Genomic DNA, 22,091 nt, shown 5'->3' on the forward strand with positions numbered 1-22,091 from the left:
AGAGATGTCGGAAAGAAGGCCCGCCGCGTGCGGGCTTTTTGTTTTCCTGGACCTCTTGCATGACGCGAATTTGCGCGCACCTGCCGCCTATGTCCTGTTATCGGGCGCCCGGAACGCATAGGGTGACGCGAAACGACGACCGGGAGAGCCCGCCATGACCAACGAAGTGCGCCTTGCCTTTGCGCATCCCTCCGAGCGCGCCGAGGCCACAGCCGACGAACCGCTCGACCGGATTTCCCTGCGCGACCATGTTGTCGAGGTCGAGATCGGTGCGTTTCAGGCCGAGCGCGGTACGACCCAGCGGATCAGCTTTAACATCGTGGTCGAAGTGCGCCCATTGACCGGGCCGGTCGAAGACGACGTGGACCGCATCTTGTCTTATGACAAGGTGACTGAGGCGATTGCCTATGAGCTTGGCGCGGAGCGTCTCAACCTACTAGAGACGTTGGCTGAGCGGGTCGCAGAGCGGATCCTTCTTGAACCGCAGGCCGTGCGCGTTTTCGTGCGGATCGAAAAGCTTGACCGTGGGCCGGGGGCGCTTGGGGTGGAGATCGTGCGCTCGCGCGCTGTGGTGCATCCGGCGTTGCACGAAGATGAGAAACCGCACCCACGGGTGGTCTACCTGTCGAACGCGGCGATGATGTCGGAGAACCTCACAGGCTGGATCGACCAGCTTGCCGCGGAAGATGTGCCGCTGATCTTCTGTGTCGGTGCGCCGGACAGCCCGGCGCCGACCACCGGCCACGCCATGACGCAACGCCGGATCGACCTCCTTGCCATCGAACAGAACGCCTGGGTCTTGGCCTCGCGCGATCCGCGCTGTGTCGTTGTTAATACGCGCACGGAGCTCGACTGGGCGATGAAGAACGGCCAGATCTGTGTCTGGGCGCCTTCGAAGATCGTTTTGGATGCGGTGGATGGGCCAAGCTCGAGCCCGCGCGACACGGTCGCGCTTGCGCTCTGGTTCGCGGAAGTGATGGAGGCGCGCCGGTTGATCGCGGTGGGCGAGACCCTTCCGGAAGAGACGGATATTCCGACGCGCAACGTGCCGCTTGGAAGTGCAGCGATTTAGGTTTCATCTTTGAAACGAAGGTGGCGGGGGACTGCCGAAGCGGGGCAGTCGGCGCTTGCCAAGTCGCGTATGAATGACCATTCAGGGCGCATGAAAAAATACTACCGAGCGATTCCGCAGACAGACAGGGCGCGCCCCGATGACGCGTTGGTCTTGGCCGGTGGCTGGACTTGGTTCAGCCATGTCGAAGTTCTGAGCCGAGAGGCGCCGCCGCGCGTTGTGCCGATCAGCGAGGTGCCAGAGGAGGCGCTTGCGGCGATGACTGCGCCGCGCGCGGCCATTGGTCCGCTCGATATGACGCGGCCGCAGATCATGGGCATTCTCAACGTCACGCCAGATAGTTTCTCGGATGGCGGGGCGCATGATGCGCCCGAGGCGGCACTTGCCCGGGCTCGCGAGATGGCGGAGCAAGGTGCGACCCTGATCGACATTGGCGGCGAGAGCACGCGGCCCGGTGCGGTCGAGGTGCCGGTCGCGGAGGAAATCCGCCGCACCGCGCCGGTGATCGCGGCGGTGTCAGGGGCGCTTGACGTGCCGATCAGCATCGACACGCGGAAGGCGGCGGTGGCGGCAGAGGCGCTTGATGCCGGGGCCTTGATGGTCAATGACGTGGCCGGGTTCACGTTTGACCCGGAGCTTGCCCCGCTTTGCGGCTCTCGTGGCGCGCCGGTCTGTGTCATGCATGCGCAGGGCGATCCGGCGACGATGCAGGACGATCCTGTCTACGACGACGTTCTTCTTGATGTGTATGATTTCCTTGAAGAACGGATCACGGCGCTTGAGGCAGCGGGCATTCCGCGCGCGGACATTGTGACCGATCCAGGCATCGGGTTTGGCAAGACGATCGCGCATAACCTCGCGCTTATGGCGCGTTTGAGCTTGTTTCATAGCCTCGGTTGCCCTGTCCTACTCGGGGCGAGCCGCAAGGGCTTTATCAAGGTGATCGGGCAGGCCCCAGAGCCGGAGAACCGTGTTGGCGGGTCGGTGGCCGTGGCGCTTGAAGGGATCGCGCAGGGCGCGCAGATCGTGCGGGTGCATGACGTGGATGACACGCACCAGGCGGTGAATTTGTGGAAAGCCGTGACAACGGGAGAGTACGATGGGACGTAAGTTTTTTGGCACTGACGGCGTGCGTGGGCGCGCCAACACCTACCCGATGACCGCCGAGATGGCGCTTCGGATCGGTGCGGCGGTGGGACGGTATTTCCGCAATGACGGCAAGAACAACCACCGCGTCGTGATCGGCAAGGACACGCGCCTTTCGGGGTATATGTTTGAGAACGCCCTGACGGCGGGGCTGACCTCAACGGGAATGAACGTTCTGCTGCTTGGCCCGGTGCCGACACCGGCGGTCGGATTGCTGACATCGTCGATGCGTGCGGATCTTGGGGTGATGATTTCGGCGAGTCACAACCCGGCAGAAGACAACGGGATCAAGTTCTTTGGCCCTGATGGGTTCAAGCTATCGGACGTGGTCGAGCATGAGATTGAAGCCCTGATCGAAAGCGGAGTCGAGCTCGCGCAGGCGAGCAATATCGGCCATGCGGTGCGGATCGACGATGGGCGGTTTCGATATATTGAGCGGGTGAAATCCTCGCTTCCGGATGCGTTGCCGCTCAACGGGATGAAGGTCGTGATCGACTGTTCCAACGGTGCGGCCTACCGCGCGGCGCCCGAGGCGCTTTGGGAGCTTGGCGCGGAGGTGATCCCGGTCGGCGTCTCGCCGGATGGCCACAATATCAACCGCGATTGCGGCTCGACCTATCCCGGCACCGCGGCGGCGGCTGTTGTCGCGCATGGTGCGGATGTGGGGATTTCGCTCGATGGTGACGCGGACCGCGTGATGATTATCGACGAGCACGGGCAAGTGGCCGATGGCGACCAGATCATGGCCCTTTTCGCGAGCCGTTGGGCCGAGGCGGGACGTCTCAAGGGCGGGGCGCTTGTGGCGACGGTGATGTCGAACCTCGGGCTTGAGCGGTTCCTCGAGGGCAAAGGGCTTCGGCTTGAGCGAACGGCCGTGGGCGATCGCTATGTTGTCGAGCGGATGCGCGAAGGGGGGTTCAACCTTGGCGGCGAGCAGTCCGGCCATATCGTGATGACGGACCACGCGACGACGGGAGACGGGCTCATGGCTGGGGTGCAGTTCCTCGCCGCGATGGCCGAGACGGGGCGCAAGGCGTCTGAGCTTGCCCGCAATTTCGAGACTGTGCCGCAGATGCTCAAGAACGTGCGGTTCTCAGCGGGGCAAGCGCCGCTTGAGGTCGCGCAGGTGCAGGAGACGATCCGGGCGGCGGAAGCAACGCTTGCGGGCAAAGGCCGACTCTTGATCCGCAAGTCCGGGACCGAGCCGCTTGTCCGGGTGATGGCGGAGTGCGAGGATTCCGGTCTTCTTGAACAGACCGTGGACGGGATCGTCGCCGAGATTGAAGCCGCTCTTTAGGGGCGTTGCACACGAGAGAAAAGACGGGTGAGGGCGCCATATTGGCTTAGCCCCACCCCGGCGAGAATGAGGGCGAGGGCGAGCAAGAGACTTGCCGGGAGCGGCTCGCCTAGGATGAGCGCGCCAAGGACAACGGACCAGAGCGGCACTTGATAGTTGGTCAGGCTCATGAATGTTGGTCCGGCCGTGCGGATCACCAGAACGCGCAGGAAGTTCGCCGCCGCGGTCTGTACCGCACCCAACACAACGAGCACGGCAAGGGTTTGCTGGTTGGGCATCGGCGGCGGTCCTTCGCGCAGCCATGCCGCCGGGATCACCACGAGCGCGCCGACGATCAAGAGCACCGTTGCGAGGCCGATGGCATCGACCGATGGAAGGCGACGCACCAGAACGGAGCTCAACGCGTAGCATCCCGCCGCCGCGAGGCAGGCGAGGCGGCCATAGGTTTCAAGAGCGGCGCCAGTGCTCACGAAGGCCTGCCCCCCGATGAGGACCACGACTCCGAAAAAGCCCAATAGGAAGCCAATGGTCTTGCGGGGCGTGAGATGCTCGCCGGGCACGAGGAAATGCGCCAGCGGCAGCACCATAAGGGCCACGGCCGCCATGCAGACTCCGGCGAAGCCCGAGGTCACATATTGCTGTCCCCAGCTTAGAAGCATGAAGGGCACGGCAGAGCTTAGTGCGCCGACGATGAGGACGGTTGTCCATGTGCCGGGACGGGTTTCTGTGAAGAGCCGCCAGCCGCGCGCGCCCCAGAGGGCCGTCATCAGGAGAGACGCGAATGTGATGCGGGCGGCGGCGAGCCAAAAGGGCGTTATGCCGCGAAGCGCCACCTCGACAAACAAGAAGCTCGCGCCCCAGACGAGGCCGAGAATGCCCACCATAAGCCAACTTGTGCGCGTGATTTCGGGCTGATCCATCGGGTCAGGACAGGATCGAGCGGGCGAGCGAGGCAAAGAGCGCGCCATGCGCGAGCGTGATGGCGATCCCTGCGAGCTTCCAACCAAGCGGCGTTGGCACGCCGGGTTTCGAGCGGATCACGGCGGAAGTCAGCGCCAGTTGATAAAGCGTCAGGGCGGCCCAGAACAGCGCCGGGATGAGGCGCGGAATCGGCAGCACGACAAGGATCGCGACAAAGGGCTGATGGAACATCGCGGTGCCGTAGTTGCCCGCCCAGAAGGTCTCGCCGGTGGGCAGCGCCCCTTTGAGAAGAGCCGAGAACCATGCCGGGGTAAAGATCTTGGGTTTATTGGCATTTGCGTCGGTCATGGGGGGCTCCTTCTATCGGGGCGACATTGGCCGGAAAGCGGGGGCGGGGCAAGGCTCTTGCGCGAAACTCGGGGCGGCATGATACTTGCGCCAAGGCATTTCAATAGGGAGCGAATTTATGCGTATGGTGAAAACGATGGGGATCGCGGCGTCGGTGGTCCTTTTGATGGCAGGCACCGCGATGGCGGATATGTCGGTCAAGCTCAAGGGCGGTTGGGACGGCAAGAAAGTTCCGGCAGGCCAGCAGTGCACGCTTTTTGGCGGCAAGGGCAAGACGCCGCCGATGGCTGTCAGCGGCCTGCCGTCGGGAACGGTCTGGGTCTATGTGGAGTTCAACGATCGCGACTATGGCCCTCTTTCGCGCAATGGTGGCCATGGGGTTATCGGGTATCCGGCAAAAGGGTCTTCGGCGGATCTCTACGCGGTGCCGGGCCTCAAGGGGAGCCTGCCGGGAAGTGCGCGGGTGATCTCCAAGGCGCGCAGTTCGGGCAAGTATAAATCCAGCGGCTACCTGCCGCCCTGTTCCGGCGGGCGCGGCAACCGCTATGAGGCGGTGGTCAAGGCTGTGGCGGCGGATGGTAAGGTGCTCGAGAAGGTGCGTGTGCCGATCGGCCGCTACTAAGGCGTTGACCCAAAAGAAAAAGGCGCCCCATGCGGGACGCCTTTGCCATTGCGGAACAGGTCCGCGAAGGGCTTAGTTCTTTTCTTTGTCGACCATCTTGCCGGCAGAGATCCACGGCATCATGTCGCGGAGTTTCTGGCCGACCTGTTCGATCTGGTGCTCGTCGTTCATGCGACGGGTGCCTTTGAAGAAGGGCTGGCCGACGGCGTTTTCCTGCATGAAGTCGCGCACGAATTTGCCGGTCTGGATGTCGGTCAGGATGGCCTTCATCTCTTTCTTGGTCTGCTCATAGGGCAGGACGCGCGGACCCGAGACATACTCGCCATACTCGGCGGTGTTCGAGATCGAGTAGTTCATGTTCGCGATGCCGCCTTCGTAGATCAGGTCGACGATGAGCTTCACTTCGTGCAGGCATTCGAAATAGGCCATTTCCGGCGCGTAGCCCGCTTCGACGAGGGTCTCAAAGCCCATGCGGATCAGCTCGACAAGACCGCCGCAGAGCACGGCCTGTTCGCCGAAGAGGTCGGTTTCGCACTCTTCACGGAAGTTGGTCTCGATGATGCCCGAGCGGCCGCCGCCGATGGCGGAGCAGTAGGAGAGGCCGATCTCAAGCGCCTTGCCGGTGGCGTCGGTGTCGACAGCCACAAGGCAGGGCACGCCGCCGCCTTTGGTGTATTCGCCGCGCACGGTGTGGCCGGGGCCTTTGGGGGCCATCATGATGACGTCGACGCCTTCTTTCGGCTCGATCAGGCCGAAGTGGACGTTCAGGCCGTGGGCGAAGGCGATGGCGGCGCCAGGCTTGATGTTGTCGTGGACGTATTTCTTGTAGGTTTCGGCCTGAAGTTCATCGGGCATGGTGAACATGATGACATCGCACCATGCAGCGGCTTCGGCGATGCCCATGACCTTGAGGCCTTCGCCTTCGGCTTTCTTGGCCGAGGCCGAGCCTTCGCGGAGTGCCACGACAACGTTCTTGGCGCCCGAGTCGCGCAGGTTCAGCGCGTGAGCGTGGCCCTGCGAGCCATAGCCCAGAATGGCCACTTTCATGTCCTTGATCAGGTTGATGTCGCAATCGCGATCGTAATAAACGCGCATATCCACGCTCCCATTTGTCTAAGTGATGGAGGCATCATAGGTAGGGGGTACGGAAAGACGAGTCGTGGAACGCATGAAATTTCCACGAAATGCGCCGTTTCTATTCGTCATATTTGATGATAGTGAAGAATTCATGCTTGATGATCTTGATAGACGCATCCTACGCCATATGCAGGCCGAGCCGGACCTGCCCTTGCCGGAACTGGCGGACCGGCTGACGCTCACCGCGTCGCGTCTGTCGCGGCGGGTTGAGAAGTTGCGCGAGGCGGGGATTTTACGCGGAGTGCGGGCGGTCGTGGACTGGCGCGCTATGGGTTATGAGGTCGAGGTCAGCCTGCGCATGACCCTCGACAAGACCAATCCACGCGCTTTTGACGAATTCCTTGTCGCCGCGCGCGAGATTCCGGAAGTCATTGAAATCCAGACCTTTCTTGGCCGTGTTGACGTGCGTCTTTCGGTCATCGCGCGGGACATGCCGCATTATCAGACGATCTACCGCGACCAGATCCTCACCCTGCCGCATATCGCGGATATCGAAACGCTTATGCATGTGGCGCGGATCAAATCAGACGAGACATTGCCGATATGAGCGATCTGGACGATATCGACCGGGGGTTAATTTTGGCTTTAGCCACCGACGCGACCCAGACGGCGGGGGCGTTGGGGCGCAGGTTTGGCCTTAGCCAACCGGCGACGTGGCGGCGGATCAGGCGGCTTTACGAGGCGGGCATCCTCAAGGGGCGCAAGCTTGATCTTGATGCGGAAAAGCTCGGGTTCGGGGTCACGGTGTTCCTGGGCGTGAAGCTTGCGACCAAGGGGCGTGTCTCGCTCGAGGATTTTGAGCGCGCGGTGAGCGCCATTCCCGAGGTGCAGACGGTCGAGCATATCCTCGGGCTTTATGACTATCGCCTGCGGGTCACGGCGCGGGATATTTCGGACTTTGAACGGGTCTTGCGGCGGCGGATCATGACCTTGCCGGGGGTGGGGAATGTGGAGGCGAATGTGCTCCTGAGTGAGGAGCGTCGTCCGGGGCCGCTTTAGTTGCCTTTGCGGGGGGATCGGGATAGCTCTTTTGCAAACAAGGAGAGAGGATACCCCATGACCAGCGCAGTTGATCCCAATGGTTTGGACGAATTTTCGGTCGTGTTCACGGACCGGTCCCTGAACCATATGTCCAAGGCATTCCAAGAGATTATGCGCGACATTTCGGGGATGCTCAAAGAGGTCTACAATGCCGATGCGGTGGCGTTGATCCCCGGCGGTGGCACCTATGGGATGGAAGCTGTGGCGCGCCAGTTTGCCCGCGATGCCAAGACTTTGGTGGTGCGCAATGGGTGGTTCTCCTATCGCTGGAGCCAGATTTTCGAGGCCGGGGCCTTTGCCGCCGAAAGCACGGTGATGAAGGCGCGGCAGGCAGGGAACGATGTGACCGCGCCCTTTGCGCCCGCGCCGATCGAGGAGGTCGTGGCGAAGATCGTAGAGGTGAAGCCGGACGTGGTTTTCGCGCCGCATGTGGAGACCTCGGCCGGGGTGATCCTGCCGGACGCTTATATCAAGGCGATGGCGGATGCGGCGCATGAGGTTGGCGCGCTTATGGTGCTTGATTGCATCGCGTCGGGCTGTGTCTGGGTCGATATGGGGGCGCTTGGCGTTGATGTGCTTTGCTCGGCGCCGCAGAAGGGATGGAGCGCGTCGCCTTCGGCGGGGTTGGTGATGATGTCGGATAAGGCGTTGAAGCGGCTTGAGGAAACGACCTCGGATAGTTTCGCGATTGATCTTAAGAAATGGTATTCGATCATGCAGGCCTATGAAAATGGCGGGCATGCCTATCACGCGACGATGCCGACGGATGCGCTTCGGGCGTTCCGTGACACCATGGCGGAGACCAAGGACTATGGGTTCGAAAAGCTGCGCGAGGCGCAATGGGCGCTTGGCGATGGCGTGCGTGCGATGCTGGCCGAGAAGGGCGTAAAAAGCGTTGCAGCAGAAGGGTTTGGCGCGCCGGGCGTGGTTGTGAGCTATACCAGTGATCCGGGGATTCAGAACGGATCGAAGTTCGCCGCGGAAGGCATGCAGATTGCCGCCGGGGTGCCGCTTGCCTGTGACGAGCCGGAGGGGTTCATGACCTTCCGGTTGGGGCTTTTCGGGCTGGATAAGCTCTATGACGTCGAGGGCACGTTGGGCCGTTTGAAGACCGTGCTCGACAAGGTTCTCTGAGCAAAGGTTAACGGCGATACCGACGTCGGTATAACGTCGGTATCGCGTCTGTATTGCGTCTGTGGGGCGGTGTTAAGGCACCGTCCTGGTTAACGGGCGGCGCGCTAGCGGACGCCGAGGCCCATCTGCATCAGAGTCTTGCGCACTGGCGAAAGCGCGTAGAGCGCGTTCAGACCAAAGGCGCGCGCATCGCGCAAGGGGCGGGCCGAGACCATCGAGGCACGGTTCAGCATGTCGATGCCTTTGACGCGCAGTTTGACCTCGGCAAAGCGCTTGCGGTGATAGGTCTCGAGCATGGCGCGCGATCCAAGGTCGCCGGGCGTAGCCTTGGCGAGATCGAGCAGCGTGCGCATGTCGCCAAGGGACATGTTGAGCCCCTGCGCGCCGATGGGCGGGACGACGTGGGCGGCCTCGGCCACAAGAGCGAGGCGTTCGCCGTAAAGACGCTCGGCCGATTGCGAAATGATCGGCCAGAGGGTGCGACGCGAGGCGAGGGTCAGCGGGCCAAAGAGGCCGGTGCTGCGCGCGGTCATCTCGGATTCGAATTCAGCCACGTCCATGCACGAGAGGGCCTCGGCGCGGGGCGCGCGCTCCATCCAGACGACGGCGGAGGAGGGTTTGCCCTCGAAATCGGGAAGCGGCACGAGGGTGAAGGGGCCGCCGGAGCGGTGCACCTCGGTCGAGACGTTTTCATGCGGGATCGGATGGGTCACGGCGAAGGCGAGGGCCTTTTGGCCGTAGCGTGTCGTGTGGGCGCCGATCCCGGCGGCGGCGCGCATGGGCGAGTTGCGGCCATCGGCGGCGATCACGAGGCGGGCAGAGCTGCGCGAACCATCCGAGAGCGAGACGACGGCCTCTTTCGTGCGGGTCAGGAGACCGGTGGTTGCGGTGCCGAGGCGCAGATCGACGTTTTCCATCTCCTGAAGCCGGGCGACCATCTCGCGGCGCAGGAGCCAGTTGGGCAGGTTCCAGCCGAAGGGCGCGTCGGAAATCTCGGCGGCGACGAATTCCTTGACCATGCGCGCCTCGGGGCGGTCCCCACCGGCGTCGATGATGCGCATGATTTCAAGCGGCGCGGCATGGGGCGCGAGGCGATCCCAGAGACCGGCTTCATCAAGAAGCGTGCGGGCGGGTTGCAGGAAGGCGGTTGTGCGTAGGTCCGCCCCGGCGCTGTCGCGTTCGGTAATGGGCGGGGCCGGGTCGACGCATTGGACGGAAAACCCGGCGGAGCCGAAGGCGGCCGCGGCGGTGAGGCCGGCGATTCCGCCTCCGGAAATGAGAATGTCGGTCTGGGACTCGGGTGTCATGGGCGCGCCTCCTGAACCCAATCTAGCGCCCTGCGCCGGGAGGTCCAAGAGGGGACAGCGGCCCCTGACCGACCGGGCGGTTTAGCCCTTCGCGATGGTGATGAGGATCGCGTACATGACCGGCACGAAGCAGAGCGCCGGGATATAGAGACCGGGCACGCCATAGGCGTAGATGGCCGAGCCCCAGGCCACGAGAAGCGCGGCGAGCACGACGAAGATCGCCTTGACGGTGGTCGGGCTGACCTCGTCGTGATGGGCGTCAGGCGCTTGGGCTGCGGCGTCGTTTTCGAGGGTCGGGTTGGTGTCGGTCAGGCTCATTGATGGCTCTCCTTGTCTGAACGTAGAGGGTAGCTAGGAGCCAGAGATCATGTTGACAACACATATTCCGTTCTGTGAATGATATGTCGCACCCCTTATCATGTGAAATGCTCACAGGTGAAGGATGCGGGGGGTCACACGATTTTGGTCAGGAAGGCGGAGAGGTCGTCAGTGTGATGGTGAATATGCTCTTCCTCGTGCCGCGCGGGGGCCACGTGAACGGTTTTCATGCCCATGTCATGGGGCACGCGCAGGTTGCGGGGGTCGTCTTCGAACATCGCCGCGCTTTCGGTGGTGACACCATCCATGGCAAAGATCGCCTCGAAGGCGCCGCGCTCGGGTTTGGGAAGAAATCCTGCGTGTTCAATGCCATAGACAGCATCGAACAGTCCGGTCAGGCCGCGCGCTTCGAGCACGCGCTCGGCGTAGGGGGCAGAGCCGTTGGTATAGACGATACGCCGTCCCGGCAGCGCCTTGATGCGGGCCGCAAGGTGGGCGTCGGGCTCGAGCGGGTCGAAGGAGATGTCATGCACAGCGTCGAGATAGGGCAGGGGGTCGACATCATGCTCGCGCATCAATCCGGCCAGCGTCGTGCCATATTTGCGCCAGTAGTGGCTGCGCAGGTGGTTGGCGCGCGGCGCGTCCACGCCCAGCGCCGCCATAACGTAATCCGTCATCCGCGTCTCGATCTGGTCAAAAAGACGCATCTCGGGCGGGTAGAGCGTATTGTCGAGGTCGAAGACCCATGTGGAGACATGGGCGAAATCCTGTTTGGGCATGTCAGAGACATAGGCCCGCGGGCCAATCTAATCAATGGTGCGCTTGCCACGGGGGAGGCCCGGTGGGTATGCTCGTCCGGTTGGCGCCACAAGAGCGCAAGAGGGAGAGGCACATGTCGCAAGTGAAACCGATGCAGAAGGACGCCTATACGTTGATCCTTGAGGCGATTGACGTCGGGGTGTTCAAGCCCGGCGACCGTCTTGTGGAGAGCGACCTTGCAGAGCGGTTTGGCGTCTCACGGACCCCGATCCGCGAGGCGTTGCAGCGGCTTGAGACGCAATCCCTTTTGGCGCGGGATGGTCGTAGCCTGATCGTGTCCTCTTTGGACCACAACCAGATGGCCGAGCTTTATGTCGTGCGCGCCGAGTTGGAAGGGCTGGCGGCGCGCCTTGCGGCGCGGCACGCGACGGAAGAAGAGGTGCGCGTGCTGCGCGACATGGTGACGGAGGATCACAAGCTCAAGGAGTCTCCGGCGGCGCTTGCGCGGGCCAATCGGCGGTTTCATAAGCAGATTCATCTGGCCTCGCACAACCGATACCTCGTGCAGCAGCTCGACCTTGTGCATCGCTCCATGGCGTTGATGGCGACAACCTCGATCGCAGCCGAAGGGCGGGGCGAGGATACGTTGGTCGAGCATGATGCGATCGTCAGCGCGATCGAGAAACGCGACGAGGCAGCGGCCTATAAGGCGCTGCGCGATCACATCTCGCAGGCATTTGTCACCCGGCTGCGTCAGGAAATGCACGACTAGGGCAGGGTCTCTTGCGTGGCCTCGACGGTTTTGCCGTGGGCCGTTTTGTCCCAGTAATAGGGATCAAGCACCAGCTCGTAGAGCGCCTTATATGCGGCGAGTGTGGCGAGGGGGAAATAGGCCACCATCGCAAAGACCCAAGGCAAGAGCCGGGTGCGGCCCCAGATGGCACGGGCCGAGATCAACACGTGCGAAAACCCGAAGATCAGGAAAAGCGTTGCCGTGCCGGGCGGGGCGACGGAGGCGAGCGGATTGGGCAGGCCAAAGGCGCCCGCCCAGAACAACCAGATCAGCGGCGCCAACAGGAAATGCGAGAGCGTGCAGGCGAAGATGAGCTGCAGCCCGAGGAAATGCCACGGCCCCACTTCGCGCAGAAGCCGCAGGGGCGCGCGCATATGGACAAGCCATGTCACCATATAGCCCTTGAGCCAGCGAGAGCGTTGCTTGATCCAGGCGCGAGGTTGATGATTGGCTTCTTCGTGGGTCACGGTTGGGATCAGTTCGGTGCGATAGCCGTAGCGCGAGATACGAATGCCAAGGTCGGCGTCCTCGGTGACGTTATGCGCATCCCAACCGCCCATCTCTTCGATCGCAGAGCGGCGCAGGAAAAGCGTTGTGCCCCCAAGCGGCACCGGGAGGCCCATGCGGGCAAGTCCGGGTAGGATCACGCGGAACCACGCGGCGTATTCGATGGTGAAACAGCGGGAAATCCAGTTGGTGGTCGGGTTGTAGTAGTCCAGCACCCCTTGCAGGCAGACCACGTCGGGCGGGGCGGTGGCAAAACTGGCTGCGACGGTCTCGAGCTGATCGGGGGCGGGGGCGTCCTCGGCGTCCCAGATGCCGATGATGTCACCCCGGCAGAAATCCAGCGCATAGTTGAGGGCGCGAGGCTTGGTGGTGAGGCCGGAGCCTGCGGGGACAGTCACGATACGCATCCAGTTGGGCAGGGCGGTGCGGGCGAGGGTGTCGCGGGTGGTCTCGTCCTTTTCTTCGAGCACGAGGATCACGTCGAGAAGGGGCTTGGGATAGGTCAGCCGGCAGAGGCGGCGCACGAGGGCGTGGGCGATTTCTTTCTCGCGAAAGAGCGGGACCATGACCGAGATGCGCGGCAAGGGGAGATCAGGCGTTATGTTTTTGGGCGGTCGTGCGCGGGCGGCGGTTTCATGGGCGAGGAAGGCGGCGGCCTTCATGACCGAGACAGCCGTGAGCGAGAACATGGCCCATAGGGCCAGACCGCGGAAGAGCGCACCCGGCGCCAAGGCAAGGGCGAGCAGAAGTGCGATGCCGATCAGGCCGAGCAGAACCGGGCGCAGGCGGCTGCGTTGCCAACTCCGGCAGCTGAAGCGAGGCGGTGTGCGACTCTCGGCGCCTTCAGTCAGCGCGGTGCGGTGCTGGCGCGCGATGGCGGCGTCGATGTCGTCGGGGGTGGCGATGACGATGGGCGCATCGCGTAAGGCGTTGGGCAGAAGCGCGCGGTTGTCGGCGAGGCGGTCTGGGGCGCAGGTTGCAAGGGCAATGCGACCAGAGCGCAGCCGCCACGGCAGGGCGCCGAGGCGCAGGCATATTTCGGGCGGCAAGAGGTGGGTGAATTCCGGGTCGGGGGGATCACAGGAAAGATCGACGGCGTCGGTCTCAAGATACCTGGCCAAGGCATCGCGCCCGGCGATGGGGGTGATCCAGCCACGGGCGCAGAGGATGTCGATCAGGGTATTGTCCTGCCGACGCAGCCATTTGCGGGCGAAGAAAAGTTGCCATGGCGCGATCAACCCGGCCTCGACCAAGGTAAGCCCGAGCGACAGCCCAACAGACGAAGCCCCCTCGCGTCGGGCGGAGGGGGCGTCCGGGGTCCGTTGTCGCAACGCCTGCGTCATCTGCACCTCCCTTCACCAGAGAGGAGCATCGCGCAGGGTGCGTTAACATCCCGTTAACACGTATGAATCCCGAGAAGGGAGACCTCAGGCGCGCTCGGCCATGTAGGCGGCGAAACGCTCGAAGAGATAGAAGCTATCCTGCGGGCCGGGAGAGGCCTCGGGGTGATGCTGGACCGAATAGACCGGACGGTCTTTGATACGGATGCCGCAGTTCGAGCCGTCAAAGAGCGAGACATGGGTTTCCATGACCCCTTCGGGGAGAGACTGGCTATCGACGGCGAACCCGTGGTTCATCGAGGTGATCTCGACCTTGCCGGTCTCGTGGTCTTTTACCGGGTGGTTTGCACCGTGGTGGCCGTGGTTCATCTTGACGGTCTTGGCGCCAAGCGCCAGCGCCAGCATCTGGTGACCGAGGCAGATCCCGAACACTGGCAGATCGGTCTTGAGGATCTCCTGGATCATCGGCACGGCATAGGCGCCGGTCGCGGCCGGGTCGCCGGGGCCGTTGGAGAGGAACACGCCATCGGGATTATGGGCGAGCACCTCTTCGGCGGTCGCAGAGGCCGGCAGCACCGTCACGTCACAGCCCGCAGAGGCAAGGCAGCGCAGGATATTGCGTTTCGCGCCGTAGTCGATGGCGACAACCTTATGCTTGGGCGCGTCCTGGCGGGTGTAGCCCTCGGGCCAGGCCCAGCGCATCTCGTCCCAGCGGTAGGATTGCGCGCAGGTGACGTCCTTGGCGAGATCGAGCCCTTCAAGGCCAGAGAAGGCGCGGGCCTTCTCGACAAGCGCCTCGATGTCGAAATTGCCGTCGGGGTCATGCGACAGCGCGACATGCGGCGCGCCCTGCTGGCGAATGGCGCGGGTCAGGCGGCGGGTATCGACGCCGCCGATGGCAATGCGTCCGCGCGCGGCGAGCCAGCTCGACAGGGTTTCAACGGAGCGCCAGTTGGAAGGCTCGGTCGGATCCCATTTGACAACCATGCCCGCGGCGACAGGGTCGCCTGTCTCGTCATCCTCGGGGGTGACGCCGGTATTGCCGATATGGGGGAAGGTGAAGGTCACGATCTGGCCCGCGTAGGAGGGGTCGGTCATGATTTCCTGATAGCCGGTCATCGCGGTGTTGAAGCAGAGCTCGGCCACGGCGTCGCCCGTCGCGCCAAATCCGCGCCCGTAAAACACGGTGCCATCGGCAAGGGCAAGACAGGCTGTGGGCTTGGGATTGGTTTCGTGAACCATGGCGCGACTCTCCGGCTGACAAATTGTCGGGAAACTATGTCGGGCGCGGGGCGTCGTCAAGGGAGCGTAGAATTTGCTTTTCCTTTGTTTTCAATGGCTTGAGAAAACGCACCGCTGGTTGCCTCGGACTGGAAGCGCGGATATGGTGCAGGCTTTGACAAAACAAGCAAATGGTCGACGGGATGACATTGCGAAACGAGATCAATACGGCGCTGAAACAAGCGATGCGCGATCGCGCCGCCGCACGCCTTTCGACGCTGCGCCTTATCAGTGCAGCGATCAAGGACCGGGACATTGCCGCGCGGGGCGAATGCAAGGAAGAGGGCGTCGGAGAAGACGAGGTTCTTGCGATCCTGTCAAAGATGGTCAAGCAGCGGCAGGAAAGTGCGCGCACCTATGAAGAGGGCGGGCGGCTCGACCTTGCGGAGCGGGAGCTTTCGGAGATCACCGTGATCGAGGAATTCCTGCCCAAGCAGCTCGACGAGAAAGAGATCGCCGCCGCGATTGATGCGGCCGTGGCAGAGACCGGCGCCAGCTCGATCCGCGACATGGGCAAGATCATGGGCGCGCTCAAGTCAAAGTACACTGGCCAGATGGATTTTGGTCAGGTCGGGCCGATGGTCAAGGACCGCCTGAGCGCCATGTAAGACGCAGGGAACTGCGACAAAATGGGCGCGCGCCGATACGGCGCGCCCCGGCCCCTTACCACGAAACCGCGACGTTTCATTGCGAAGTTAACCTTATTTTTAAGGGTTTTGTGGTGTTCTTGAAGCAAAACATACGATTTGATCACATCTTTTAGGAGTTTTGGACAACTGTCTTGAACTCGCGCCGAGTTCGGTCTGTAATCCCTTTGTCAGTGACCGATTTTGTTCATCTGACGCGTGCCCTGATTGGACATAGGGGGTAAGGGGTGGAATGGCAGTTCTTGTGGACGCGCTACTGCGAAAGGCTTCTGGTGAGCCGATCCAGTGTGTAGAGCGGTTTGAAACATCGTGCTGGGATGAGCTTTCGGAATGGTCGAACGCCATCTTTGCACCTTCGGAAATGACGTATCATGAGCGGACTCACGGTCTTGGCGGGCGATGTGGCTTTGTAAAGCTTGGGCGTTTGGTCCTGTCTCGGACCCAGTACGGAACACCTGTGCAGGCCGAATGTGCAGGCACTGATATTTCGCACATGATCGTGACGACGACTTTGCGTGGCGCAGCATCGCACAGGGCAGGTGAAGATCAGGTGCCGACCGTGGTTGGCCCCGGTGAAGCGCTTGTGGTGCGCAGTTCGGAGTTTGGCCATTTCGCCGAGCTCAGCGCCGATTGTATTCGGCTCAATATCACCATCGCGCCCGATCTCCTTGAAGAGATCAGCCTGCATTGGTTCGGCTGTTCGGTGCGCGAACACCCGCTGCCCAGCACGGTAAAGATCGGCGGGCCCAGCTCAGGCTGGATGGCGCTCATGTCTTATCTTGTGAGTGTCATTGAAGAGACGCCGGATCAAGTCGCGTTGAGCCGGTTGGGGCGGCACCTTGAGACGACGATCTGTGTGCACGTCCTGAGCGAGATGTATAACCGGGGCGGGAGCGACCTCGGCGCGCTGACCCATGCGGCGCCGCCGCGTTGTGTACGGATCGCCGAAGCCTATATGATCGAGAACGCCGCCGCGACGCCGCGCCTTGCCGAGGTGGCACAGGCCGCAAATATCAGTGTGCGCAGCCTCAGTCAGGCGTTCCGCGAAGCCCGGGGCTATACCGTGGCGCAGTTCCTCGCCGAGCAGCGTTTGCAGGGCGTGCGCCGGGAGCTCTTGGAGGCCGACCCCACCCGCAAAGTCAGCGAGATCGCGCGCAGCTTCGGCTACGTGCATCTGGGCGAATTCGCGAAGCGGTATCGGTCGCGTTTCGGGGAGCTTCCTTCAGAGACCCTTCGCCTCTGATAAAGGCGCGCGCAGACGGAATCGATCAGGCAAGACGCAATCTTACGACAAGGCGAAACGGCTGTTTGCCGCGGGTTTCATGGTGAGTACCCGGCGAAGACCCGCTGGTTCGCAAGGATTTGCAATTTTTTTGCCGGGTTCAAGCGCTGGAAGGCCAAGAGTTTTACTTGATTGGCGCGAAACCCGGTGACACATCGGCGCGATGGAAAGACTGCCAGACAAGCTCAAGGGTCGACTCGCACGCAGAGACGCGCGGCGGGAAACCAAAAAGCGTCAGATCACGCAAAGCGCCCGGCGGGCGCTGGTCGAGCTTGGCTTTGCCAACACGTCACTGCGCGATATCGCCCAGAAAAGCGATCTTTCGCTTGGGATGCTGCATTATTACTTCGATGACCGGTATGACCTCATCATCCATTGCGTGGCGACCTACAAGGACGCCTTCGTTGGCAGAGCTCGGGCAGCGCTTGAGCCGGTGCAGGGACGCGCGCAGGCCATTGAAGCCTTCGCCGGGGCGCTGGCGACCTCGCTTGCCGAAGATACGATGAGCCACCGACTCTGGTATGACATCCGCACCCAGGCGATGTTCGACGACACCTTCCGCCCCATCGTGGCCGAGATCGAAGAAGATCTGATCGACGTGGTGCGCCTCGCCTTTGATCGGGCGGGGCATGGCGAAACCGAACACGCGCCGGTCCACTATGCGGTCCTCGACGGGGTGTTTCGCTTTGTGATGCAAGGCCAAAGCGGCGACGCCGTCCGGAACCTCGAGGACATGAAAGACCTCTTCCGAAGCGTCCTGTCCCGCTTCCTCTAAGACCCAGCAGATTACGTCGACCGTGCGTGCAGAGCGGGCTTTGCAGCCACAACGCCTATGGCCGCCGCTTCCGGCATACGAGGTGGTCTTGGGAGAGAAGTCTGGAGGCGAGTACCGGAATCGAACCGGTGTACACGGATTTGCAATCCGCTGCGTCACCACTCCGCCAACTCGCCAGCCGTGTGGTGGGGTGGGCAATATCTGATCTCTTTGTGCGCTGCAAGAGGGATGTGATGCGAAACCGCGGGGCGGGACGTTGCCGCCGGTCGGTAGATGTGGCAAACCTTTCGCAACATGAGTCTGAAGGGCGATAAACGCATGGCTGATTACAAGACACTCCGCACCACCATGGTTGATACGCAGGTCCGCCCGTCGGACGTCACCAAGTTCCCGGTTATCGATGCAATGCTCGCGGTGCCGCGCGAGGCCTTCGTGCCACGGGAGCGCCGTGACATGGCCTATGTGGGCGCGCATGTGTCCTTGGATGCGGGGCGCGTCGTTCTTGAGCCGCGCACGCTCGCCAAGATGTTGGATTTCCTTGATATTCGCGGTGATGAGCTGGTCTTGGATATCGGCGCAGGGCTTGGCTATGGCGCGGCGGTGATGGCGCGGATGGCCGAGGCCGTGATCGCGCTCGAGGATGACGCAAGCCGGATCTCGGAGGCGCAGACGGCGCTTTCGGAGCATGGTGCGGACAATGTCGTGATGCACGAAGGTGAATTGAGTGCAGGTGCGCCGGAACATGGGCCTTACGACGTAATACTCGTCGAGGGTGGTGTCGAAACCATGCCGGAAGCGATTCTCGCGCAGCTCAAGGACGGGGGGCGGATTGCCTGCCTGTTCCAGGAAGGGGCGCTCGGGGTCGTGCGGATCGGCTACAAGATCGACGGCGAGGTCCATTGGCGGTTTGCGTTCAACGCGGGTGCGCCGGTTTTGCCGGGGTTCGAAAAACACCACGCCTTTACGTTGTAAACAGTTCGCAGCCCAAGCCGGGTGCGCAAAATGGAATCGGGGGAGCATATGGCTCTGGGTATTGTGATGAAACTGCGTGCCGGTGCGGTCGCGCTTTCGGTGCTGGCGATGGTGCCGGTGCAGGCGACGGCGGAGAGTTTGGCGGATGCACTCGCGAGCGCGTATGAGCATAGCGGTCTCCTGATCCAAAACCGGGCTCTGCTGCGTGCAGCGGACGAAGATGTGGCGGTGGCGCTCTCGTCGTTGCGCCCCATCATCGGTTGGACCGCCAAGGTGGAGCGCTCTTTCAGCAAGTTCGCTTCTGCGACCACCGGGGGGGTGACGGCGCATAATTCGGCGACCGAGGCCAATATCGGGTTGAGCGCGAGCCTGCTTGTCTATGATGGGGGCGCCTCGAGACTTGCCGTTGCAGCGGCGAAAGAGACTGTTCTGGCGACGCGCCAGCAGTTGATCTCGATCGAGCAGCAGGTGCTTCTTGGCACGGTGCAGGCCTATATGAACGTGGTCCGCGATGCTCAGATCGTCGAGCTGCGCCGCAACAACTTGCGCCTTGTGGCGCGGGAATTGCAGGCAGCGAAAGACCGGTTCGAGGTTGGGGAAGTGACGCGCACTGACGTGGCGCTTGCCGAGGCACAGCTTGCTGGTGGCCGGGCGAACCTTGCCGTCGCGCAGGGCAATCTGATGGCCTCGAAGGAACAATATGCGGCGTCTGTCGGGCATCAGCCTGGATCGCTGCGTGCGCCGCGCGGCCTGCCGAAAGTGCCGGCCCGGATCGACGAGGTGCGTGCGATTGCCGTGCGCAGCCATCCCGATCTGACCGCCGTGCAGCATGCCATTCAGGCGGCGGAGTACGGGGTTGATCGCGCGCGCGCCGCGATGGGCCCGACGGTCAAGCTGCAAGGCTCTTACGGGATCACGCGTGATCTCGACAATGACCAGTATTTCTCGCAAGGGGGCGCGGTCTCGCTTGGCCTTGAACAGCCGATCTATCGCGGTGGTCAGCTTTCGGCGCTGCTGCGTCAGTCGATGGCCAATCGTGATGCCCAACGGGGCCGTCTTCATGCCACGCGTTTGACGATCCAACAGCAGGCGGGCAGCGCGTGGTCCGGTTTTGCCTCGGCGCAGGCGCAGCTTCGCGCCAGTGCGCAGCAGATCGAAGCTGCGCGCATCGCCTTTGACGGGGTGCGCGAGGAAGCCAAGCTCGGCTCGCGCACGACGCTTGATGTGCTGATCGCAGAGCAAGACCTGCTTGATGCCGAATCGAACCGCATCACCGCGCGGGCGTCGGAAGTCACGGCCGCCTATTCGGTCCTGTCGTCGATGGGGCTTTTGACGGCAGAGAACCTTAACCTCAAGGTCGAGCGCTATGACCCGGAAGCCTATTACAACCTGGTCAAAACGGCGCCGATCAATCGCTCCAAGCGTGGCCAGCAGCTCGACAAGGTGCTGAAGGCGATTGGGAAAGAGTGAAGAATTTTTACTATCTGTTGTCTGGCGCGGGGGCAGCGGCTACACTTTTGGCCAATGTGAAGGTGGGGTAGATCCATGTCTGATCCCGTGACCAACGTGGAAATCGAAGATGTCCTGTCGTCCATCCGGCGGCTGATATCGGAAAATGACCGGACCCCGAAACAGGGGGCTGCGGCGCAAGTTGTGACTCCTGAGCCAAAGGTGATGGCAGAGCGCGAAAGCGCCGCTGAACCTGCGCCGGAGCGTCTTGTGCTCACGCCGGCCCTGCGGGTGGCGGAAAATCCCGTTTCCGAGACCGACCCGATCCCGGAAGAGGGCGAAGACGCGTCTCTTGATATGGGGGTCGAGCCTCTCGCTGTTGAGGCAGAGCACACGGGCGAAGGCGATGCGGAAGAGAGTGTCGCCGAGACCGTCGAGAGCTTCTCCGAGCCGGGCTATGACCCGATGGAAGGTGTGACGCTCGAGCGCGCACGGGAGATCGACTCGCGCATTGTGCATTGGGACAAGATGGGCGATGCGACGCCTGCAGAAGATCCGACATACGAACCTGATGAGCCGGGCGACAGCGACTATGCCGGCACCGATGTCGAGCCGCTTGAATGGCAAGACGAGGATGCCGACGAGGCCGTCGAGGCGGCGCCAAGCCGGGTTGTGCGCACGCAGACCTATGAGGATGCGGAGGCCGAGGAGACGGTAGAAGACGTTTCGCTCGATGCAGACGCCGCCCCGGAAGAAGATCTCGCCGGATTGGCCAGCCGCGTTGAAGCAGAGCTACGCGATAGCTTGCCGGGCCAGATCGAGGCAGAGTTGCAGCCGGAAGACGCTTTTGGCGATCTCGCGGGCGAGGATGCGATGATGCTCGACGACGCGGTGCTGCGTGACATGGTGGCCGATATCGTGCGCCAGGAATTGCAGGGCGCCCTTGGCGAGCGGATCACGCGCAACGTGCGCAAGCTCGTCCGGCGCGAGATTCACCGGGCGCTTGCCGCGCACGAACTGGACTAGGATACGTTCAGGCTGGGGCGGTGTGCCGCGTTTCGCGCAGCATGAATAGCCCGCTTGCCACGACGATCCCCGCCCCGATCAGCGTCAGCGTGTCGGGGCGTTCCCCGAACAAGAGCACCGCAAGGATCAGGGCAAAGAGCAGCCTTGAATAGCGGAAAGGTGCGACGACCGACACCGCGCCGAGGCGCATGGCGGAGGTCAGGGCGTAGTAGGCGCCGATGCCGACAAGGATCGTCGCGAGAAGCCAGCCGCTTTGTTGCGGCGAGGGCAGGACGGCGCCGCCTTCCCAGAGCATCAGGCCAAGCCCGGTGGGGATCAGGACGAAGAACCCGTAGACCCCAAGCTGCAGATGCGACAGGCGCGGCGGTGCGGCGCGCGTCGCGAGATCCCGCCCGGCAAAACCGAGCATCCCAAACAGCGCCAGAAGGCTTGCGGGATCAAAGCTCTGGGGCAGGGGGCGCAGGATCAGAAGCACCCCGAAAAAGCCGACCAGAATCGCAGACCAACGGCGCCAATCGACCCGTTCGCCAAAGAACACCGCCGCCCCGAGGGTCACGGCAAGCGGCGTGGCCTGAAGGATGGCGGAGGTTGCGGCGAGCGTGCTGTAGGCAAGCGACAGGGTAAAGAAAAGACGCCCGAAAATCTCGGTCGCCGCACGCAACAGGAGGGTTGGATGCAGGATTTCGGGCACCAGCGCACGCTGGCCCCGCCGCCATGTCAGCAACAGAAAGCCAAGCCAGCCACCAAAGCCGAAAATGGCCATGATCTCGCCGACCGGCAGGCCGGTGCTGGCTTGTTTGATGAGGCTGTCCTCGATGGCGAAACCGGCCATCGCGACCACCATCCAGAGGCTTCCGCGCAGGGTCTCTTGCATGTTGTCTTACCCGGTCCGTTCGCCCTCAGGCGGGCAAAAGAAA

The 22,091-nt window shown here is 62.6% G+C and carries 23 protein-coding genes and 1 tRNA gene; 14 read left to right on the forward strand and 10 right to left on the reverse strand.

Annotated features, from left to right (window positions below; all coding sequences use genetic code 11):
- The first annotated feature begins 154 nt into the window (after window positions 1-154).
- The 3 genes from R1W01_RS14235 (at window position 155) to glmM (ending at window position 3,515) form a co-directional block, all read left to right on the forward strand.
- Window positions 155-1,072 (forward strand): dihydroneopterin aldolase, encoded by a 918-nt coding sequence (locus R1W01_RS14235; protein ID WP_243614814.1) that lies wholly within the window; start codon window positions 155-157, stop codon window positions 1,070-1,072.
- Between the two features lie 90 nt (window positions 1,073-1,162).
- Entirely contained in the window at window positions 1,163-2,182 is a 1,020-nt protein-coding gene (folP, locus tag R1W01_RS14240) for a dihydropteroate synthase (RefSeq protein ID WP_297753737.1), read from the forward strand.
- Complete coding sequence (glmM, locus tag R1W01_RS14245) at window positions 2,172-3,515, forward strand: phosphoglucosamine mutase (protein ID WP_297753734.1); 1,344 nt, start codon at window positions 2,172-2,174, stop codon at window positions 3,513-3,515. The genes folP and glmM overlap by 11 nt, the downstream gene beginning before the upstream one ends.
- Here the strand turns inward: glmM and R1W01_RS14250 are convergent.
- On the reverse strand, window positions 3,512-4,435 hold the full coding sequence (locus R1W01_RS14250) for a DMT family transporter (protein WP_297753731.1): 924 nt from the start codon (window positions 4,433-4,435) through the stop codon (window positions 3,512-3,514). The genes glmM and R1W01_RS14250 overlap by 4 nt on opposite strands.
- A gap of 4 nt (window positions 4,436-4,439) precedes the next feature.
- On the reverse strand, window positions 4,440-4,784 hold the full coding sequence (locus R1W01_RS14255) for a hypothetical protein (RefSeq protein WP_243614810.1): 345 nt from the start codon (window positions 4,782-4,784) through the stop codon (window positions 4,440-4,442).
- 118 nt (window positions 4,785-4,902) lie between these two features.
- Between R1W01_RS14255 and R1W01_RS14260 the strand changes: the two genes are divergently transcribed.
- The gene (locus tag R1W01_RS14260; RefSeq protein WP_297753727.1) at window positions 4,903-5,406 is read left to right on the forward strand and encodes a hypothetical protein; all 504 of its coding nucleotides are present in this window, start codon (window positions 4,903-4,905) and stop codon (window positions 5,404-5,406) included.
- 72 nt (window positions 5,407-5,478) lie between these two features.
- Here the strand turns inward: R1W01_RS14260 and ilvC are convergent, their stop codons facing one another.
- Entirely contained in the window at window positions 5,479-6,501 is a 1,023-nt protein-coding gene (gene ilvC / locus R1W01_RS14265) for a ketol-acid reductoisomerase (protein WP_243614660.1), read from the reverse strand.
- 133 nt (window positions 6,502-6,634) lie between these two features.
- Here ilvC and R1W01_RS14270 point away from each other — a divergent pair, with 133 nt between their 5' ends.
- Genes R1W01_RS14270 through R1W01_RS14280 form a run of 3 tightly spaced genes read left to right on the forward strand, consistent with a single transcriptional unit; the run spans window position 6,635 to window position 8,718 of the window.
- Entirely contained in the window at window positions 6,635-7,090 is a 456-nt protein-coding gene (locus R1W01_RS14270) for an Lrp/AsnC family transcriptional regulator (protein ID WP_297753724.1), read from the forward strand.
- A complete protein-coding gene (locus tag R1W01_RS14275) occupies window positions 7,087-7,542 on the forward strand; it encodes an Lrp/AsnC family transcriptional regulator (protein ID WP_243614658.1) in 456 nt (151 codons plus the stop codon). The genes R1W01_RS14270 and R1W01_RS14275 overlap by 4 nt, the downstream gene beginning before the upstream one ends.
- Window positions 7,543-7,599: 57 nt before the next feature.
- Window positions 7,600-8,718: an aminotransferase class V-fold PLP-dependent enzyme gene (locus R1W01_RS14280; protein ID WP_297753718.1), complete on the forward strand. Its 1,119-nt coding sequence runs from the start codon at window positions 7,600-7,602 to the stop codon at window positions 8,716-8,718.
- Window positions 8,719-8,822: 104 nt separating this feature from the next.
- Here the strand turns inward: R1W01_RS14280 and R1W01_RS14285 are convergent, their stop codons facing one another.
- From R1W01_RS14285 to R1W01_RS14295, 3 genes are all read right to left on the reverse strand, one after another.
- A complete protein-coding gene (locus tag R1W01_RS14285) occupies window positions 8,823-10,025 on the reverse strand; it encodes a UbiH/UbiF family hydroxylase (protein WP_297753715.1) in 1,203 nt (400 codons plus the stop codon).
- Between the two features lie 81 nt (window positions 10,026-10,106).
- Window positions 10,107-10,343, reverse strand: coding sequence for a hypothetical protein (locus R1W01_RS14290; RefSeq protein ID WP_297753712.1), 237 nt, complete (start codon window positions 10,341-10,343; stop codon window positions 10,107-10,109).
- 134 nt (window positions 10,344-10,477) lie between these two features.
- Window positions 10,478-11,122, reverse strand: coding sequence for a pyrimidine 5'-nucleotidase (locus R1W01_RS14295; protein ID WP_243614654.1), 645 nt, complete (start codon window positions 11,120-11,122; stop codon window positions 10,478-10,480).
- A gap of 113 nt (window positions 11,123-11,235) precedes the next feature.
- On the opposite strand from R1W01_RS14295, the gene R1W01_RS14300 reads away from it, so the two are divergent.
- Complete coding sequence (locus R1W01_RS14300; RefSeq protein ID WP_243614653.1) at window positions 11,236-11,874, forward strand: GntR family transcriptional regulator; 639 nt, start codon at window positions 11,236-11,238, stop codon at window positions 11,872-11,874.
- Here R1W01_RS14300 and R1W01_RS14305 read toward each other — a convergent pair.
- Window positions 11,871-13,745 carry a glycosyltransferase family 2 protein gene (locus R1W01_RS14305; protein ID WP_297753707.1) on the reverse strand — a complete coding sequence of 625 codons (1,875 nt, stop codon included), beginning with the start codon at window positions 13,743-13,745 and terminating at the stop codon, window positions 11,871-11,873. The genes R1W01_RS14300 and R1W01_RS14305 overlap by 4 nt on opposite strands.
- 84 nt (window positions 13,746-13,829) lie before the next feature.
- Window positions 13,830-14,984, reverse strand: a complete 1,155-nt coding sequence (gene carA / locus R1W01_RS14310) for a glutamine-hydrolyzing carbamoyl-phosphate synthase small subunit (protein WP_243614651.1) — start codon at window positions 14,982-14,984, stop codon at window positions 13,830-13,832.
- Window positions 14,985-15,166: 182 nt separating this feature from the next.
- On the opposite strand from carA, the gene R1W01_RS14315 reads away from it, so the two are divergent.
- The 3 genes from R1W01_RS14315 (at window position 15,167) to R1W01_RS14325 (ending at window position 17,727) form a co-directional block, all read left to right on the forward strand.
- Window positions 15,167-15,631 (forward strand): GatB/YqeY domain-containing protein, encoded by a 465-nt coding sequence (locus R1W01_RS14315; RefSeq protein ID WP_317275288.1) that lies wholly within the window; start codon window positions 15,167-15,169, stop codon window positions 15,629-15,631.
- 271 nt (window positions 15,632-15,902) lie between these two features.
- Window positions 15,903-16,913, forward strand: coding sequence for an AraC family transcriptional regulator (locus R1W01_RS14320; protein WP_297753700.1), 1,011 nt, complete (start codon window positions 15,903-15,905; stop codon window positions 16,911-16,913).
- A 202-nt stretch (window positions 16,914-17,115) separates the two neighbouring features.
- Window positions 17,116-17,727: a TetR/AcrR family transcriptional regulator gene (locus R1W01_RS14325; RefSeq protein ID WP_297753697.1), complete on the forward strand. Its 612-nt coding sequence runs from the start codon at window positions 17,116-17,118 to the stop codon at window positions 17,725-17,727.
- 102 nt (window positions 17,728-17,829) lie between these two features.
- Here the strand turns inward: R1W01_RS14325 and R1W01_RS14330 are convergent.
- Window positions 17,830-17,903 (reverse strand) — tRNA-Cys (locus R1W01_RS14330).
- A 142-nt stretch (window positions 17,904-18,045) separates the two neighbouring features.
- On the opposite strand from R1W01_RS14330, the gene R1W01_RS14335 reads away from it, so the two are divergent.
- The 3 genes from R1W01_RS14335 (at window position 18,046) to R1W01_RS14345 (ending at window position 21,174) form a co-directional block, all read left to right on the forward strand.
- Window positions 18,046-18,699, forward strand: coding sequence for a protein-L-isoaspartate O-methyltransferase family protein (locus R1W01_RS14335; protein WP_297756397.1), 654 nt, complete (start codon window positions 18,046-18,048; stop codon window positions 18,697-18,699).
- A gap of 48 nt (window positions 18,700-18,747) precedes the next feature.
- Window positions 18,748-20,169, forward strand: coding sequence for a TolC family outer membrane protein (locus tag R1W01_RS14340; RefSeq protein ID WP_297756396.1), 1,422 nt, complete (start codon window positions 18,748-18,750; stop codon window positions 20,167-20,169).
- 75 nt (window positions 20,170-20,244) lie between these two features.
- Window positions 20,245-21,174: a hypothetical protein gene (locus R1W01_RS14345; RefSeq protein ID WP_297756395.1), complete on the forward strand. Its 930-nt coding sequence runs from the start codon at window positions 20,245-20,247 to the stop codon at window positions 21,172-21,174.
- 7 nt (window positions 21,175-21,181) lie between these two features.
- Here the strand turns inward: R1W01_RS14345 and R1W01_RS14350 are convergent, their stop codons facing one another.
- Complete coding sequence (locus R1W01_RS14350; protein WP_297756394.1) at window positions 21,182-22,048, reverse strand: DMT family transporter; 867 nt, start codon at window positions 22,046-22,048, stop codon at window positions 21,182-21,184.
- Window positions 22,049-22,091: the final 43 nt, after the last annotated feature.

The organism is Shimia sp. FJ5, from assembly GCF_032918335.1.
In the GTDB taxonomy this organism is placed as follows: domain Bacteria; phylum Pseudomonadota; class Alphaproteobacteria; order Rhodobacterales; family Rhodobacteraceae; genus Shimia; species Shimia aestuarii_A.